The sequence below is a fragment of the Brevibacillus centrosporus genome, from assembly GCF_003710815.1.
Taxonomy (GTDB): Bacteria; Bacillota; Bacilli; order Brevibacillales; family Brevibacillaceae; genus Brevibacillus; species Brevibacillus centrosporus.
Genome location: NZ_RHHP01000036.1, coordinates 37,374 through 55,032 on the forward strand (window position 1 = coordinate 37,374; position 17,659 = coordinate 55,032).

The following is a 17,659-nucleotide window of genomic DNA, read 5'->3' on the forward strand; positions in this document are numbered from 1 at the left end:
CTTTTTGGACGTGGACGGAAAAGGTCGTAAAAGGGTGGGATAAAGAGGATTTTTCAGTATTTTACAGAAGTCCATAATGATGGATAAAAATGAACAGGAGGGGGGAGAAAATGGCGCTGCCAGGAGTGTGGGAACGATATAAGCAACAATTTCTAGAAAATATCAGTGATGGATTTATTTCTTTTGACCGCCATTGGAACGTCCTTCACGTGAATACGAAAGGAAGTCTCCTATTAACTAGCGAACGCGACGTACAGCTCGGGACAAACGTCTATGAGCATTGGCGCTTCAATGAGCCGGAATTTTTTGCGCAGCTCCGTCAAGTATCCGAGAGTCGGGTGGAAGCTTTTTTTATTGAATATTCACAACGATTGCAGGCGTGGTTTGAAGTAAAAGCCTTTCCGTCCGAGGAAGGGATCTATGTATTGTTTCGGGAAGTCGCAGCTTTTGTACAAAATGTGCAGCTGGAAAAGCAGTATTTTCATTCGCTCTTTGAACAGCATCCCGATGCCATTTACGCCATGAATTTATCGGGCTATTACATAAACGTAAATCCAGCAACAGAGAGATTGACCGGATATTCCCGGACGGAGCTTGTGAACCAGCATTTTCACATGCACATTCATCCACAGGATTTGCCGCAAACGAAACAATGCTTTGAAGCGGCAGCGAAAGGAGCTTCGCAGCGATTCGAAGCGAGGATTCGGACAAAAACGGCTGAAATCATTCGGATGAAGTTTACGAACATGCCGATCATAGTCGAGGGATCAATCGTTGGCGTGTACGGGATTGCCCAGGATATCACGCAGCAAATCAACTGCGCGCGTCATGGTCATCCCCTGCGTGTGGAATATCGGATTTTGCGTCCAGATGGAGAAGAACGCATCGTGCTGTCCCAACGTGAGGTCAATCCAGATAAAGCCGACCCGACGAAAATGTTTGGGATTATTCAGGACATCACGGAGCAGAAGCGTACAGAGCAATTGCTGATCGAAAGCCAGCAACGGTATCAGTCGCTGATGACGTACAACGCGGATGGAGTAACGGCGATTGATTTGACTGGTGCGTACATCGAGGTCAATCCGGTGTTTGAACGAATGACAGGCTATCGAAAAGAAGAGCTGCTGCAGCTCTCGTATAGCGATTTGCTTGGGGAAGACGAAGTGGCGCAAGCAGGAAGGATTTGGGACTCTTTTGTCAAAGAAGGCGCTCCGTTTACTTTATCCTCAAAGCTGGTACATAAAGAGGGACATCTGATCGAAGTGGCGACACACAATATTCCCATCATCGTGAATCGAGAGGTGACAGGCTATTTCACGATCTGGCGAGATACCTCTGGGCAAAAGCAGACGGATGAAATCCTGCGGCAGTCGGAAAAGCTGGCAGCAGTAGGACAGCTGGCAGCAGCAGTCGCCCATGAGGTGCGCAATCCGCTGACCTCTTTGAAAGGCTTTACCCAGCTGCTCCAGCATCAGTTCCCCACAGCGGACCAAAGCTATTTTGACATTATGAAGGGCGAGCTGGAGCGAATCGAGCTGATCTCGGGAGAGCTGCTTGTATTAGCCAAGCCCAAGCCGGAGCAATTTGAGCAAAGATGCGTCAACCAGATCGTAAACGATGTGGCTTTGCTGTTGGAATCGCAGGCCAATATGAGTGCCGTGGAGATCGAGCTGTCTTTGGAAAGCGAGCTGCCTCCTATTTTTTGTGATGAGAATCAGTTGAAGCAGGTCTTCGTCAACATCATGAAAAACGGGATTGAGTCGATGAAGGACGGCGGAAAAATGAAAATCGCTTCGCAAAGACGCGCCCAGCATCTCGCTCTTTCCTTTACCGATGAAGGATGCGGGATTCCGAAAGAAAAGCTGGATAAGATCGGGGATCCCTTCTACACCACGAAAGAGCAGGGCACGGGACTGGGCATGATGATTACCCAAAAAATCATTCAGCATCACAAGGGTGTCATGCAATTCGAAAGTGAAGTAGGGAAAGGGACTACCGTAACCGTCTTATTGCCAATAGAAGATATGTGAATGATTTTAATTTTCTGTTATAATTAAAAAATATTTGCTGTAGTGACTGACGCAAGCTGGATGGAAGGCGGTAGGCATTCATGTTGATACGAGTAGCCGTAATTACACCTGAGGACTTTGCCCCGCGTATTACGGCGCACGCGGAACATTTCAACGACATTAAATTCACGACATACATATATCGGAATCCAATGGAGTGCGAGACGCTGGTGCAGCAAATTCAAGACTGCGACGTGCTGCTGTTTGCGGGGCCGCTTCCCTATTATTATGGGACAAGACGTTCTACCCGAAAGCAGCAGCTGCCTTCTGTCTATATTCCCTCAGATGAGTATACGCTCACCTTGAACCTCGGTCATATCTTGCTGAACCGCGAGGAAGGTTTGCGCTTTTTATCCGTGGATACTCCCAAACAGCGGTATTTGGAGCAAGCGGTTGCAGAATGGCAGCTGGATAGCAGCGGCTGGCACGTGAAAGATTACAGCCAAATCGTCGATGGGGAGGGCACGCCTTTTGATCCCGAGGATATGATCCGTTTCCATCGTGAAAACTTCGAGTGCGGCAGGAGCAATCTGATTCTGACCAGCGTCGATTATGTCTATGAACGGCTGCGATTGCTAGACATCCCGTGTATCAATATGATCGTACCGGAAAAGAGCATTCGCGAAACGGTGGCGAGAGCAGCTCACTTCGGACAGCTGATGATCAGCGAGAATGCCCAAATCGCGGTCGGGCTGGCGGCGATCAACCAGCTGGAGGAAGGAGGCGGCACTCAGCCGAACGCAGGAATAATGCTGCAGCAGATGCTGCTTGATTTAGGGAAAGAGACAGATGCCTCGATCCAGCAGCTCGGCTTGGACCAATTTATCATTTATGGGACCAGAGGAAGCATTGAACAAATGACACGCAACTTCACGCAAATGCCTGCGATGGGAAACATGGAGGATCTATTTGGCGTGAGCATCAGTATGGGGTTTGGCTTTGGCATGACGGCAAAAGAGGCGGAAGCTCACGCACGGATCGGGTTGTTTCATGCTCGAAAGCAAGAGAGAAACAGCAGCGCGTTTCTGGTCACTCACGAAAAAGAGGTCATCGGTCCCTTGAGTGCAAACAGCAAGACCTTTCATTTGAAGAGCGAAAATCGGGATTTGCTGCACGTGGCCGAGCAAACAGGGATGAGTGTGGCGACGATCAGCAAGCTATCTGCGTTTATTAAACTGCGTAGAGAAAACAGCTTTACCGCAACGGATCTCGCGGAATATTTGCAGCTGAGCAGGAGAAGTGCGGAGCGCGTTTTGAAGAAAATGGTGAACCATCAGTTTATCGTACCTGTTGGCGAGGAGCAGCCTTATCGTCAGGGAAGACCAAGAGCCGTTTACCGAATCAATTTTTAGAAAATTCTCTTGACTGCCGTGTTTATTTTTCGTTATATTTTTTAATAATTAGCGACAAGATAACGACGTTTGTCGATAATGGATGAAAAATAAGGGGGGATTCCGACATGGCTTCAAGAGTACCTCACGTTTTTGTTATTTTGTTTTCCGTTATTTTACTAGCGGCAATCGCTACGTACGTGGTAACGCCTGGTGAGTATGATCGGGCAGAAGATGCCAATGGCCGCATGATCGCCGTGGATGGCAGCTATCATCCAGTCGAAGCAGATCGAGCAGGCTTCATGGATGTCTTTCAAGCAGTCTATACGGGAATGACCGGGGCAGCGGACATTATCTTTTACATTTTTATTGTAGGTGGCTCGTTCGGTATTTTGCGCTCGACGAATGTCATTGAAGGCGCAGTAGGGAGTATCTCGAAAAGGATGGCGGGCAGGGAAAAGCTCATCATTCCGGTGCTCATGGTGTTCTTTGCGCTAGGTGGAGCGATGCTGGGTCTGGCGGAGGAAACGATTCCGTACATCACCATTCTCGTACCGCTCATGCTGCGGCTTGGCTTTGACTCGATGACCGGGGCTGCTGTCGTTCTGCTCGGTACTTCCGCAGGCTTTGCCTCTGCCTTTATGAATCCATTTACCGTCGGGGTCGCACAAGGGATTGCGCAGATCCCGGTATTTTCGGGATTGGGTCTGCGCTTGATTATGTGGGTGGTGTTTGTCGGGGTCAGCATCTGGTTTGTGATGCGTTATGCAGATAAAGTGAAAAAGGATCCGAAGAGCAGCATTACTTACGACAGCGATCTGACACTGAAGGAAAAGCAGTCGCCTACCGAGCAGTTTGTCGGCTTGACCGGGAGACAGAAGCTGGTTTTGACGATCCTTTTGGCTACGCTGGTCGTACTGGCGATTGGAGTTTCCAAGCTCGGCTGGTACCTGACGGAAATCGCTGGCTTGTTCCTTTTGATGGGTGTTCTGATGGGGATTGTTTCCAAGCTGTCGTTAAACGATATTGCGGAGGCGTTCATCGAAGGCTGCCGTACGCTGGTGATGGGAGCATTGGTTGTCGGGGTCGCTCGTGGGATTCTCGTCGTTTTGCAGGATGGCAAGATCATGGATACCATTCTGTACGGACTGGCAAATGCGGTAGGCTCCCTGCCGACCAGTCTGACTGCGATCGGGATGTACATCGTGCAATGTCTGATCAGCTATATTATCCCATCTGGCAGTGGACAGGCTGCTGTCACGATGCCAATCATGGCTCCGCTTGGCGACCTGGTTGGTGTGACGCGTCAAACAGCTGTACTTGCTTTTCAGTTAGGAGACGGGATCTCCAACATTTTCACGCCGACTTCCGGCTATTTCATGGCAGGTCTCGCATTGGCGGGCGTCTCATGGGTGAAATGGGCCAAGTGGCTGCTGCCGTTGATCATCTGCCACTATATCTTAGGTGCCGTTTTCGTGACGATTGCGCACTTGATTGGCTATCAGTGAGTCCTTGTAAATAGAAAGGCGGATCCACAGTGAAAATTACATCGATTACCGTCTCAGGCATCAAGCTTCCCCTGATTCGGCCCTTTATCGTGGCTTACGAAACGTACTACGACATGCCCACACTGCTGGTCAAGGTGGAGACAGATACAGGGATCACTGGGTACGGAGAAGCGACTCCCGACCAGCATGTGACGGGAGAGACCTGGGAGAGCACGTACAGCACACTCGTTCATCATCTGGCACCGCTCGTGATCGGGGAAGACCCGTTTGCAATCGAGCATCTTCACGAGAAAATGGCGGAGACGATTTACGGTTCTCCCTCCGCCAAAGCAGCGATCGATCTAGCCTGCTATGACATCATGGGCAAAGCGACTGGTCAGCCTGTCTACAACCTCATCGGAGGGCGCTATCACGAAGTCATGGCTGTCCCGTTTGTCGTCAGCATTTTGGAGCCGCAGGTCATGGCACAGCAGGCTGCAGAGGCACTCAAAGACGGATACTGCACGATCAAGATCAAAGTTGGAACAAATCCAGCCGTTGACGTGGAAAGAATCAAGGCGGTGCGAAAAGCGATTGGGGACAAAGTACAGCTGCGGGTCGACGCCAATCAGGGGTGGAGAAACAAGGCGCTGAGCATGTGGGTGCTAGAGCAGGTAAAGGACTGCAATATCGACTGGATCGAACAGCCGGTGGTCGCGGATGACATAACAGCGCTGGCTGAGATTCGCCGCCAGATTCACATCCCGGTGATGATTGATGAAGGCGTGCACGGAGACCGCGAAATGCGAGAAACGATCGTCAAGCAGGCTGCTGACAAGCTGAACATCAAGCTGATGAAATGCGGGGGCATCTATCCCGCACTGAAGCTGGTTGCCCAGGCCGAAATGGTCGGCATGGAATGTCAGGTCGGATCGATGGTCGAATCCGCCGTCGCCAGCGCGGCAGGCGCCCATTTGTCTGCGGCGAAAAAGGCGATTATTTCCAACGAGCTGGTCGGACCTTTCATGTTCGCACGGGATGTAGCTGAGTTCCCATATGAGAAGAAAACGATCAGGCTGACAGATCGACCGGGCCTGGGACTCGACGTCAACGAGCAGACCATCGCGGAACTGACGCAGATGTCCGCTGTCATTTCCGGGGAAAAGTAGAAGAGAAGGAGAAAGAGCGCGGGATCTGAGCCCTGCGCTCTTTTTGTGATTGGGGGCATGGATCCGCTGCCTTTTTTATGCCTACTAGAATACGCAATCATTTCAGGTATGCTTTGAGTTGGTCATTCATCCAATCAAGTGCTTCTTCACGCAAGCTATACGAAACCACGCTTGAACCAAGAACATGACCTCGAATCAGACCGGCAGAGCGTAGATTCAATGTATGCTCATAGATCGTGCTTTTGGCCATCTGCATATGATTCACAATTTCCATGTAGCTTTTGGGTCCGGACTTCAGATAGTGCAGAATTTGCAGGCGGGTCTTGTCTGCTAAGCTACGTGTAAGGCGGTATAACGAGGGGGAAGGCAAATTATCTTCTATGACAGGTAAATGATCGGAAGAATATTGACAGACGGCAATTCCTCGGTAGCAATGGAGCAACGTAACGGGCTGAGAGTGATATTGCGGGATCAGCAGCACACGGTGTGCTTGATCAACCGGTTCAAAATACAGTCCGTTGGTAGCAAGCTCTATTAACTCCACCGGTCCACGTGCTGCTTTCCATTGGAGCTTCTCGTTTGCATCGGTTATCAACGGATCGACAATCATAGATGATACGGATTGAAAATACTGCTGGTCCCATTCGGAAAGAAAGTAGCTTACTCTGTCTCTAACAACCCCCAGATCCTCGGGAAAAGTAGAAATCCAAGGAGAAAGCCGCTCAAAGAGTTCCCCTACAGATAAACTCTCCAGCCAAAGTAGAAACTGAGTCGTCGTTTCTTTTTTGGGACACTGCCAAACTAAAAGTTGCAATTGCCCCCAATCACTCCAATATTCAAGCTCTTTCAATTCGGCTGCAAAGCGCTCCGATAATTGTTCAGTTGTGTTCTTTACCCAGTTTGGACCTAATTCCAATCTTTTGTGTGCCTTTGTGCAAAGAAAGGTATAAAAACTGGTAATCAGTTCATTGGCTGGAGCAAAGGAAACTTCTACCGAATAAGTCATGAGTTCGTTCCTCCTCGAACTTTGAAAAAAAGGAATGACAAAATAGTAGCACTCTCCTATAATCGAATCAAGGTTTTAGTTCGTTTTGTAACGAACTTAACTATCGGTTCAAAAAACGGAAAGTGGTGTTTTGCATGAAAGCCTTGTTAGTCGATGAAAGAACATTAACCTTTTCCAAAGGGGAGTTACCCATCCCTCAAATCGGTCCAGATGAAGTCTTAGTAAAAGTTCATGCAGCGGCTTTGAATCATAGGGACTTGAACATGCCGCTTTTTTATAAAAGGATGAGGGAGCAGGATGCGAGCTTTCCTGTGTCCACCTATGCAGTGGGAGCGGATGGCGCAGGTATCGTTGAGTCCATCGGATCAAATGTTAGGAGCTGGAGCATCGGGGATCCAGTTATTTGGAGCTCGCTTGCTTATTGTGGTGTTTGTTCAGCATGTTTGCTCGGGCAAAATGTGGCTTGTTTAAAAGGGAACATCATGGGGAGCACTGGGTTAAATGGGACAGTTGCACAATACGTTGCTGTTCCTGCCAAACTATTAATACCAAAGCCTGAACACTTGGATGTGAAGGAATCAGCTGCTTTGTCAATGGGACTGGGTACCGCTTGGCGGGCGTTAATTACCCGTGGAGGGCTGCAACCAGGTGAAACCGTCCTGATTCAAGGAATTGGTGGGGGAGTTGCGTTATTTGCTTTGCAGATCGCTGTTTCTATGGGGGCAAGAGTGATTGTCACTTCGTCGTCAGATGAGAAATTGAAACAAGCAATGGCTCTCGGGGCTGCTGCGGGAATCAACTACCAGAGCGAGGATGTCGTGGAACGTGTGATAGACTTAACAAATGGAAATGGGGTGGATCTGGTCGTAGATGGCGGTGGTTCCAAAACAATGCCTATAGCGATTCAGTCGGTACGGGATTTAGGTAGGGTAGTAAATTATGGATTTGTTACGGGAAGAACCTTTACGTTGGACACCTATCATCTGATGATTAGACAAGTATCGCTAGTTGGCACCGCCATGCATACATATTCTGAGTTGGTCTCTGCGGTACGGTTTTTTAGTAATGCCAAACTACGTCCTGTCATCTCAAAAGTGTTCTCGCTGGAAGACTCATTGCAAGGGGTGGAGCATCTAGAGAGTGGTTCTCATTTCGGCAAGATTGCGATTCATATGGATTGATCGAAAAATTCCTGAAAATCAAATCAAATCCGGGGGAGAGCGAAAGATGCAAGATCAGCAAACAGCACTGGTTGTGATCGATGCCCAAGTTGGACCGCTTTTAGGAACCTATAAGAAAGACGAGACCCTGAACATTATCCAAAAAATGATAGGGAAGGCAGAGAGGGAAAATATCCCTATCTTCTATATCCAACACGAGGGGGAGTCAGGGGGACTGATGGAGAGGGGGACGCCATTTTGGAAGTTTGCTGTGGGTATCATTCCACGCAAAGCAGATATCATTATTCACAAGCAGTTTGCAGATGCCTTTTATCAAACTTCATTGAGGAATGATTTGAAGCGACGGGGCGTTTCTACCTTGGTAGTTGTGGGAGTGAGGACCGAGTATTGTGTCGATTCGACTTGTCGCAGCGCCATAGCGTTAGGCTTTGATGTGACGTTAGTAGAAGACGGCCATACGACCGCTGATGGGGTCATCTCTGCAGCAAGCATCATTCAACATCATAACCGTACCCTCAGTAACACATTTGCAAAAGAAAGACGCATTGCTGTAACAATGTCCCATAATGTGTTGCTTTGTTAAGGAACCTCTCAGCTTGCAAGCGGGAATATGCAGGAATTGTAAAAAGTGAATCAATCTTTCGGATGCACAGAGTATAATCGTTACAATGGGTAAAACCGATCGTGGTACCTGTGCTTTGCAAAGAGTATGGCTGGGGGAGTAGCAATGAAACTGTTCGAATTAAATCTAGAGCAAAGCAAGCTGATGATGATTCAATTTTCCCCGAAAACAGCGGATCCCAAAATTCATGGTCATGGATCAGATTTTCAGCTAAGCATTCCGCTTATTGGAACTCCTTTCATTCAAATCAATAACCAGGATCGAAAGTTTCAAGAAAGATGGTGGTGTATTACTTCTCCTGATGAAAAACACTATCATTATTCGAATGAAGCGGGATCGAGGCTATTACTGATCAACTTGAAAAAGTCATTCTTGGAGAGAGTGTTGGCAGAGCGGCTCGAGCGGACTGTGGAGCGGCTCGAATTTTCACCTTGGGTCGAAGGCTCCGCGGAAGGCTTTAAAAAAATGGTTACCCGCATGATGAAACATACCCTGGATAGTTCTCTTCATCTAGAAGAGCTACAAGAGTTTGAGTACGAGTTGGCATCTTTACTTTTTTCACACACGAGAGGGACCCATTCCAAGGATTGGAGAATGGAGGCTTCCTATAATGACCACCCCTCTTTGCGAAAAGCCATGGATTATATACACGACGATTTTTCCAATGAGTTGGATCTAGATACTTTGTCGAACGCTTCTGGAATCAGCAAATATTATTTGATTCGACTGTTTAGAGAGTATGTCGGACAGACGCCTAGCCAATACATTGCGGACTATAGACTTCGGCATGCTGAGCAGTTATTGAGAAAAACCTCTTGTGAGGTCACGGACATTGCTTTTGAAGTAGGTTTTGGTAGCTTGAACACGTTTGAAAGATTATTTAAAAAGAAGTACGGAATGACCGCGAGCGAATTCAGGAAAAGCGTCTAATAGAATCAAATAGCACCCCTAGTCATGAAGCATTTTAATGGATGAATCCATCAAAATGCTTTTTTCTTTTCGCATTCAAAAATTGTTATTCTTTCACCTACAATTTCTGGGGAGTCATGTCAAAAATAGTGCGTTATATTACCCAAAGAATCCAATTTTCCCCGAAGAAAGAGCAGGTGAATGATATGGCTCGTTTTCATCCAATCGTTTGGTGCATGATATCCGGGACCTTTTTATCGAGGTCAGCGACATACATGACGATGCCGTTCTTGGCGATATTCCTCTACAAAAGTAAGGGAATCGACGCAGATATAACTGGAGCCATTATTGGTGTAAGTTTCCTCGTTGGTACCTTTAGTAGCTTCTTGGGAGGTGTTTGGTCAGACAGATACGGACGTTTTCCGGTATTAATCCTATCTTTACTTGGGTGGTGCCTGACGTTCGCTGGCTATGCATTTGCTGATTCCATCACCAGTTTCTTTCTGATCAGCGCACTAAATGGATTTTTTCGAAATATTTTCGAGCCAACTTCTAAGGCATTACTTTCAGATATCACCAAACCTGAAGATCAACTGACCGTTTTCAATGCCCGGTATTTTGCTATCAATGCCGGTGCGGCAATTGGACCGATTGCAGGTGTTTACCTCGGGAGCGCTGAATCAACAGCTCCATTTTTTATTACTAGCAGTGCATATGCCTTGTTTCTGATGTTGGTAATCATACTGAAAGCAACGTACCCAATGACTTCCGCAAATGAAGGACAGAAAGCACGAATTGGTTTTCAGCAAGCATTCGGTGTTGTACTTCGTGACAGGGTGTTCCGTTCCTTTTTGATTGGTACGATGTTCTTAACGGCTGCTTATGCCCATATGGAATCTACACTTGTTCAGTACATGGGAAACGCACCCGGATTTATCAATGGGGTTCAACTGTTGTCTTATCTGATCACAACCAACACAATCGCAGTCGTGACACTGCAGGTGCCTTTATTGCGATTTGCCCGACGTTTTTCTTCCATGGCTTGTTTGCAGATAGGCACTGTATTTTTTGCTGTTTCTTTGGTTGGATTCGGTGTGTTCCATTCACTTATACCGCTCATTCTGTCTATGGTGATGTTCACGATTGGAGAATTGCTGTGTTTTGTGATGGCAGAAATGGTTATTCAAGAGATTGCACCGGAACATCTTCGAGGGACTTACTTTGGTGCGAGTGGTTTTCAATTTATTGGACAAAGCATGGGTCCATGGTTTGGCGGAGTGCTTCTTACTCATTTTGGGTTTTCGCAAGGACCGCTTGTTTTTAGTATTTTGATGATCATGACACTGTTGGCGGTGCCCATGTTTGTAGCTGCACAAAAGGAACAGGTGAAAGTAAAAACAGTTCATGTGAACGGAGGAATCTGACATGTTTCAATCCCGAATAGAACGCCTTGCGGAAATCATTGTAAATTATTCCATTCAAACACAACCAAATGAAAATGTTCTTATTGAGGCAACAGATATACCGCGCGAGCTTATACAAGCAATTACACGAGAGGTTCACAAAGTTGGTGGGAATGCATTTATCAACCTTCGGGACAGACAGGTGATGCGTGACTTGCTTATGAACGCTCCGGAAGAACAAATACGTCTATGGGGGGAAGCCGACTCTCGTTTCATGAGCATGATGCATGGATATGTTGCCGTGCGGGGAAATAGCAATCTATATGAGTGGTCAGATATACCGACACAAAAAATGCTTCAATATGAACGACTCTACATCAAACCCGTGCATATCGAGCAGCGGGCAAAACATACGAAATGGGTGGTTGTGCGCTATCCAAATGAAGCAATGGCACAGCTTGCAGAAACAAGTACAGAAGCGTTTACACAATTTTTCTTTGATGTCTGTACCATGAATTACGAGAAAATGAATCTTGCTATGGATGCATTGGTAGAACTGATGAACCAGACAGATCAAGTAAGAATCGTAGGTCCCGGTACTGACCTGCGTTTTTCGATGGATGGAATGCCAGCAATTAAATGTGCGGGTCAACTAAACTTGCCTGATGGCGAAGTGTATTCTGCACCAGTAAAAGATTCTGTGAATGGCGTAATCACTTTTAACACCCCAACTCCGTATAGTGGGTTTGTTTTTGAGAAGATTCAGCTGACCTTTGAAAAAGGAGTAATTACGAAAGCTGCTGCCAATGATACTTCACGCTTATGGGAAATCCTTCGGACGGATGAAGGTTCAAGCTCAATCGGGGAGTTTGCTATTGGCATGAATCCATTTATTAAAAAACCGTTAAAGGACATTTTATTTGATGAGAAAATCGATGGCTCTTTACATGTAGCCTTAGGAAATTGCTATGATGATGCATACAATGGCAATCATTCCGCCATACATTGGGATATGGTGTTAATTCAACGACCGGAATTCGGAGGAGGAGAAATCTGGTTTGATGACCGACTGATACGAAAAGACGGTAAATTCGTTGTTCCGGAATTATTTTGCCTAAATCCTGAAGAGTTAAGATAAGAAGCATGCTCTCGGAGAAATTTGGAAGGTGATACCGTGAAAAAAATGAGTCTAATGCTAACGGGAATTCTAGTTTCAATCTTTTTCTTAGGAGGGACACCTGGTTTTGCAGACAGTGTACTAGGAAAAAGCAATATTACTAAGATGGAAACAAAACAACTTGAACCTGAATATGCAATTAATAAACCAATGGGGTTTGGTAATGTTAATCTTGTTGTAAATATACGATTACCATTTGGAAAAGGCTTCTGTTTGGAGGATAATGGGAAATATGTAGAGATTCCTAACTCAGGAGATACGATCATTACTGAAATAACCTCTTTTCTGTATTTAACAGCTTTTGGCTATCCACATGACTTTCTGGTCATTGAGCACGATAAAAAGGACAAATCAATTATATTCGTTAGCGTTTATAACTATTTTCAAGGCCAATTAACAAGAATTACTTCCTTTAGAACAGAGCCTGTAAAAGATCCTGAAATTGATGTCCATGTAGCCCATGAAAATGGATTTAATCTCTATATTAATGAGCACAAAAACCACGAGTTTGTTTCTTCAACCGCTTATGAATTTGATGTGGAGGCAAAAACTTATAAAAAAGTAGGAGTTCTTTCCAAATAAGCCCAGTCATGGTGATGGCTTAAACGGGGAATTTGCAATACAATCTTACCCTTACGAGACACTAGAATCTCGTAAGGGTATTTTTTTTGCAAATCAGTAAGTATCAAATCGAATCAAAGTTAATAAAAATGAGTCAGAGTAAATCATCAACCTTTCCTTTCATGACTGGCTGGTTTTAGAGGAGGAGTTTGCCATCCTGCAAGCGGAACGCTACGAAAAGATTACACAGTACGTGAATCAAAAAGGATTTGCTTCCATTGCTGAGTTGACGGAGTTGTTGGATGTATCGAAACCAACTGTGTTGCGAGATCTGCTGAAGCTGGAAGAACAGCAATTGATCATTCGCACCTATGGAGGAGCGGCAAGTCTGCACAAAGGAACGAATTTCGAGCCTCGGCACTCCGAAAAAGAAAGGCAAGCAGCGGAAAACAAGGAAATGATCGCGCAGCTGGCGCTCACCTTTATCCATCCGGGGGAGACGATTCTGCTCGACAGTGGTTCGACGGCGCTGATGCTGGCAAAGCAGCTGGTCAAGTCGAAAAACATCACGGTCATTACCAATGACATCAAAAGCGCGATGTGCCTGTGTGAAAATGAGGCCATTGATCTGGTCGTGCTGGGAGGCCAGAGGCGCAGAGGTGTATACAGCCTCGTCGGTCCGTTTACAGAGATGCTTCTGCAAAATCTGAACGTGGATAAAGTGTTTCTGGGAGCAGACGCTGTCGACATTCAAAAGGGAATTACGAACTCCAATATCGATGAACTCAACATCAAGAAAGGGATGATAGCTATAGCCAAAGAGGTGATCTTATTGGCCGACAGCAGCAAGTTTGAACAGGTTGCGTTTTCTCACATTGCCAATCTGGACGTGTTGGATGCCATTATCACAGACAGACATATTGAGCAAAAGGGCGTACTCAAAGTGCTGCAGGAGAAGGGAATTCACGTTCACATTGCTGGAAAAGTCCAGAGAGGAGGGAAAGAAGACCTCAAATAAAAGGCACGAGAAGCGTTGCGAGTTCATTTGGGAGGGTGAAGCAGATGAAGACAGTGATTATCGCCTGCGGGGCAGGCATTGCGACATCTACGTTGATTTGCGACAGAGTGAAACATTTGTTGAGTGAAAACGGGATTGCTGCGGACATCATTCAGTGCACGGTGGCGGATATCGCCGGACACGCGGCCAGGGCAGATCTGATCATTACCTCCATGAAACTGGAAAACAGATACGACAAGCCAATCGTGACGGCGATCTCTTTTTTGACCGGCATTGGGCGTGAGCAGACGGAACAGGAGATTTTGGGGCATCTCAAATAAACGTGCTGACGAAAAGGGGGAAGAAGAATGGAAGCCATCCTGCAAGTTTTTACCTATCTTAGCGATCTTGGCTCCATGGTGATGATTCCGATCATCATCGCGATTGTCGGTCTCTGCTTTCGACTCAGTTTTTTGCGGGCGATCCGTGCAGGTGTCACGGTAGGGATCGGATTCGTGGGTTTGAACCTCGTGCTCGGCATTATTTGGACGTATATTGGCCCCATTACTACTATTTTCGTCGAGAAATTTCATCTGCAATTAACGGTGATCGACGCTGGATGGGCGGCAGCGGCAGGCGTCGCCTTTGCTACCAAGGTGGGGGCCGTGATTATTCCCTTTACCCTTCTCGTCAACGTCCTGATGCTGATCTCCAAACAGACGCGTACGGTCAATATCGACATCTGGAACTACTGGCATTTTGCTTTTACGGGTGCAGTCGTCATGACTGTCACTAGTAGTATGTTCTATGGCTTGTTGGCAGCGGCAGCCCATTGTATTGTCGCACTGAAGATGGCGGACTTATCCGCAGAGCGCGTCCAAAAGGAAATCGGCATCCCTGGAATCTCCGTCGCGCAAGGCTATGCGATCTCTTCTGTCCCTGTTTACATGCTGTTGGAAAAGCTGTATGACAAGATTCCTGGACTGCAAAATCGCAAGACGGATACCTCGTCCATCCAAGCCAAGCTCGGAGTGATGGGCGAGCCGATGATGATCGGCTTAGTTTTAGGTATCTTGATTGGCATCTTTGTCGGCTACGATCTGAAAAAAGTTCTGGAGCTGGGCATCGCGATGGGCTCCCTGATGCTGCTATTGCCACGGATGGTTAAGGTCATTATGGAAGGATTGGTCCCGATCTCGGAAGGGGCTCGTTCGTTTATGGAAAAACGCTTCAAAGGCTCGGAGTTTTACATCGGTCTTGATTCTGCTGTGACGCTTGGACACCCGACGACCATTACGGTGGGCATTTTGCTCATACCGATTACTCTCGTGTTGGCTATGATTCTTCCTCTTAATTCCACGCTTCCTCTGGGTGATTTGGCAGCGACAGCCTTCTTTATCTCCATGGCAACACCCATTCATCGTGGGGATTTTGTGCGCACGCTGATCAGCGGCACGATTATGATGGCGATTGTCCTCCTGTTCGCCAGCTATTTTGCCCCTATCATCACGGATACGGCAAAAAATACGGGCTTTACGTTCCCAGAAGGCGCGACGCAAATTACTGCACTGTCCGCGGGCAACTGGGTGGCGTTCGTGATCAGCAAGCTGATGTCACTGCAAGCGCTGGGGGTAGCGATTATTGTGGTCTTAGTGGGGGCTTTGCTGGCATTCAGCAAAAAGCTCGTGCTGTCCAAATAAAGGAGCATCAACAGGCTGGAGAGAGAGGAGTCGTGCAATGACCTGGCTAAAAGATGTGATCGGGACGGAGAAGGCGATTATCGCGATGTGCCACATCCTGCCGCTGCCGGGAGACCCGTACTACGACAAAGGAAAAGGGATGGATTACGTCGTCGAGATGACCCGCAAGGACTTATTGGCCCTACAGGAGGGTGGCGTCGATGCCGTCATGTTTTCCAATGAGTTCAGTCTGCCGTATCTGACGGATGTAAGAACGGAGACGGTCGCCGCAATGGCACGGATTATTGGAGAACTGAAAAAGGAGATTACCGTACCGTTTGGGGTGAACGTCCTATGGGATGCGAAAAAATCACTAGATTTGGCTGCTGCCACCGGAGCAGGGTTCGTCCGTGAAATCTTTACGGGCGTCTACGCGAGCGATTTTGGCATATGGGATACTAATGTAGGAGAGACCATTCGGCATCAGCATCGGATCGGAGCAGAACAGGTGAAGCTGTTGTTTAATATCGTTCCGGAGGCTGCCAAGTACATGGCTGATCGTGATATCGAAAGCATCTCCAAATCCACAGTTTTTAACAATCGTCCGGACGCGCTTTGTGTCTCGGGGCTGACAGCGGGAACCGAGACGGATGCACAGCTGCTGCAGAGGGTAAAGGCCATCGTACCGCACACAGTCGTACTGGCCAATACGGGGATGCGGCTAGAGAATGTGGAACAGCAGCTCGCGATTGCAGATGGGGCTGTTGTCGGAACCACCTTCAAGGTCGATGGCAAATTTGAGAATCACGTCGATCCGAATCGCGTTCAAGCATTCATGGACAAAGTCAAAGCATTCCGCGCTCAATGGCAGTCGGAGGCCGAGGTACGATGATCATTTCCCCCTCGATTGCGTCCGCAAACCCGCTGCGCCTGGAGGAGGAAGTCAAACGACTGGATGCGACTCTGTACACAGACCTGCATATTGACATCGAGGACGGTCACTTTATTCCCAACATCACATTTGGCATGAAAACCGTGAAAAGCCTGCGCGAAGTGACCGACCTTCCGTTTTCGTTTCACTTGATGGTGTCCAATCCATTCGACTATCTGGAGGAAATCTGCGCCTGCCAACCAAGCGTGATTTTCGTTCATGTCGAAGCACTGGATTACCCCAGCTCGTTTGTTGAAGCCGTGCAGCGTCGAGGAATAAAGGCAGGGCTGGCATTTAACCCCAAGTCAACGATTGCGCCTTTTCAATATGTGTTGAGCCGCGCCGATGCCGTCCTGATCATGACAGCCGAACCGGATGGGCAGGGACAGCAATTTATCCCTGCTATAATAGAAAAAGCGAAGCAAGTAGGAATGGCTGTTCCCTCCATTGAACTGTGGGTAGATGGGGGAGTCACTACTGATCGACTGGAGGAGTTGGAGCGTATCGGGGTTACCCATGCTGTGATGGGTAGGGCTGTGTTTGGGCACAAATAGGAAAGCTCCGGCAGGCAAGTCGCGGAGTAACTTAAATCGGAAACGATCTAATAAAAGCGATATGCTCATTTAATGGAACGAACAAGAATCGTTAAGTCAATGAATCAGAGGCAGTCTAGGACTTGCTTATTGTGCCCTGGATTGCCTCTGGCTTTTATTAATTCCTAATACTACCATTGATTTTGACCTCTATACCTGCTAGTATTCTAACTCTGTGACGCAGAATTGGACCTATAGCTCGGTCAATAAGAGCGCTTCTATGATCAGGAAAGGGAAGCATGTTCGATTCCGTCGCGAGCCACCATAATAAATGTGCCGGTGTAGCTCAATTGGTATAATTCTAAGTACAAGAGTGAAAAAAAGTATTTGAATTACTGATGGATTCATGTTATATTAATGTTCTGTCCGCGATAAGTTTAATGCGACAGAATAAATTAAGTGGAATTGAAAAAAGCGTTGACTTGTTCCTCTTGATTTGATATTATGAAATTCCGCGGTTGAGACCGCTGGACAAAATGCTCTTTGAAAACTGAACAGCGAAAGCGTTGATGAGTCTATCATGAAATGATTTGCCAGCTTTGAA

Annotated in this window: 16 protein-coding genes; 15 read left to right on the forward strand and 1 reads right to left on the reverse strand. The window is 47.1% G+C overall.

Annotated features, from left to right (window positions below):
• Positions 1 to 110: 110 nt before the first annotated feature.
• The 4 genes from EDM55_RS24080 to EDM55_RS24095 all read left to right on the forward strand — a co-directional run bounded on the left by EDM55_RS24080 (position 111) and on the right by EDM55_RS24095 (position 6,056).
• Entirely contained in the window at positions 111 to 2,030 is a 1,920-nt protein-coding gene (locus EDM55_RS24080) for a PAS domain S-box protein (RefSeq protein ID WP_170184465.1), read from the forward strand.
• A gap of 80 nt (positions 2,031 to 2,110) precedes the next feature.
• The gene (locus tag EDM55_RS24085) at positions 2,111 to 3,421 is read left to right on the forward strand and encodes a transcriptional regulator (RefSeq protein ID WP_092277171.1); all 1,311 of its coding nucleotides are present in this window, start codon (positions 2,111 to 2,113) and stop codon (positions 3,419 to 3,421) included.
• A 107-nt stretch (positions 3,422 to 3,528) separates the two neighbouring features.
• Positions 3,529 to 4,908, forward strand: a complete 1,380-nt coding sequence (locus EDM55_RS24090; protein WP_092277174.1) for a YfcC family protein — start codon at positions 3,529 to 3,531, stop codon at positions 4,906 to 4,908.
• A 29-nt stretch (positions 4,909 to 4,937) separates the two neighbouring features.
• On the forward strand, positions 4,938 to 6,056 hold the full coding sequence (locus EDM55_RS24095) for a mandelate racemase/muconate lactonizing enzyme family protein (RefSeq protein ID WP_092277177.1): 1,119 nt from the start codon (positions 4,938 to 4,940) through the stop codon (positions 6,054 to 6,056).
• Between the two features lie 97 nt (positions 6,057 to 6,153).
• Here EDM55_RS24095 and EDM55_RS24100 read toward each other — a convergent pair whose 3' ends face one another.
• Positions 6,154 to 7,062, reverse strand: a complete 909-nt coding sequence (locus EDM55_RS24100) for an ArsR/SmtB family transcription factor (protein ID WP_092277180.1) — start codon at positions 7,060 to 7,062, stop codon at positions 6,154 to 6,156.
• Positions 7,063 to 7,196: 134 nt separating this feature from the next.
• Here EDM55_RS24100 and EDM55_RS24105 point away from each other — a divergent pair, with 134 nt between their 5' ends.
• The 11 genes from EDM55_RS24105 (at position 7,197) to EDM55_RS24155 (ending at position 17,076) form a co-directional block, all read left to right on the forward strand.
• Positions 7,197 to 8,243: a zinc-binding dehydrogenase gene (locus EDM55_RS24105; protein ID WP_122961552.1), complete on the forward strand. Its 1,047-nt coding sequence runs from the start codon at positions 7,197 to 7,199 to the stop codon at positions 8,241 to 8,243.
• 46 nt (positions 8,244 to 8,289) lie between these two features.
• On the forward strand, positions 8,290 to 8,826 hold the full coding sequence (locus EDM55_RS24110; RefSeq protein WP_122961553.1) for a cysteine hydrolase family protein: 537 nt from the start codon (positions 8,290 to 8,292) through the stop codon (positions 8,824 to 8,826).
• A 144-nt stretch (positions 8,827 to 8,970) separates the two neighbouring features.
• Positions 8,971 to 9,795 (forward strand): helix-turn-helix transcriptional regulator, encoded by an 825-nt coding sequence (locus tag EDM55_RS24115; RefSeq protein ID WP_170184466.1) that lies wholly within the window; start codon positions 8,971 to 8,973, stop codon positions 9,793 to 9,795.
• Between the two features lie 116 nt (positions 9,796 to 9,911).
• A complete protein-coding gene (locus EDM55_RS24120) occupies positions 9,912 to 11,198 on the forward strand; it encodes an MDR family MFS transporter (protein WP_170184467.1) in 1,287 nt (428 codons plus the stop codon).
• A gap of 1 nt (position 11,199) precedes the next feature.
• Positions 11,200 to 12,315 carry an aminopeptidase gene (locus EDM55_RS24125; RefSeq protein WP_092277194.1) on the forward strand — a complete coding sequence of 372 codons (1,116 nt, stop codon included), beginning with the start codon at positions 11,200 to 11,202 and terminating at the stop codon, positions 12,313 to 12,315.
• A 36-nt stretch (positions 12,316 to 12,351) separates the two neighbouring features.
• Positions 12,352 to 12,936: a hypothetical protein gene (locus EDM55_RS24130; RefSeq protein WP_122961554.1), complete on the forward strand. Its 585-nt coding sequence runs from the start codon at positions 12,352 to 12,354 to the stop codon at positions 12,934 to 12,936.
• Between the two features lie 220 nt (positions 12,937 to 13,156).
• Positions 13,157 to 13,933: a DeoR/GlpR family DNA-binding transcription regulator gene (locus EDM55_RS24135; RefSeq protein ID WP_258957982.1), complete on the forward strand. Its 777-nt coding sequence runs from the start codon at positions 13,157 to 13,159 to the stop codon at positions 13,931 to 13,933.
• Positions 13,934 to 13,977: 44 nt separating this feature from the next.
• Positions 13,978 to 14,253, forward strand: a complete 276-nt coding sequence (locus tag EDM55_RS24140) for a PTS sugar transporter subunit IIB (RefSeq protein WP_092277528.1) — start codon at positions 13,978 to 13,980, stop codon at positions 14,251 to 14,253.
• A gap of 27 nt (positions 14,254 to 14,280) precedes the next feature.
• Positions 14,281 to 15,612 carry a PTS galactitol transporter subunit IIC gene (locus tag EDM55_RS24145; protein ID WP_122961555.1) on the forward strand — a complete coding sequence of 444 codons (1,332 nt, stop codon included), beginning with the start codon at positions 14,281 to 14,283 and terminating at the stop codon, positions 15,610 to 15,612.
• A gap of 37 nt (positions 15,613 to 15,649) precedes the next feature.
• Positions 15,650 to 16,483: a BtpA/SgcQ family protein gene (locus tag EDM55_RS24150; protein ID WP_092277534.1), complete on the forward strand. Its 834-nt coding sequence runs from the start codon at positions 15,650 to 15,652 to the stop codon at positions 16,481 to 16,483.
• Complete coding sequence (locus EDM55_RS24155; RefSeq protein WP_170184468.1) at positions 16,480 to 17,076, forward strand: beta/alpha barrel domain-containing protein; 597 nt, start codon at positions 16,480 to 16,482, stop codon at positions 17,074 to 17,076. The genes EDM55_RS24150 and EDM55_RS24155 overlap by 4 nt, the downstream gene beginning before the upstream one ends.
• The last annotated feature ends 583 nt before the right edge of the window (positions 17,077 to 17,659 follow it).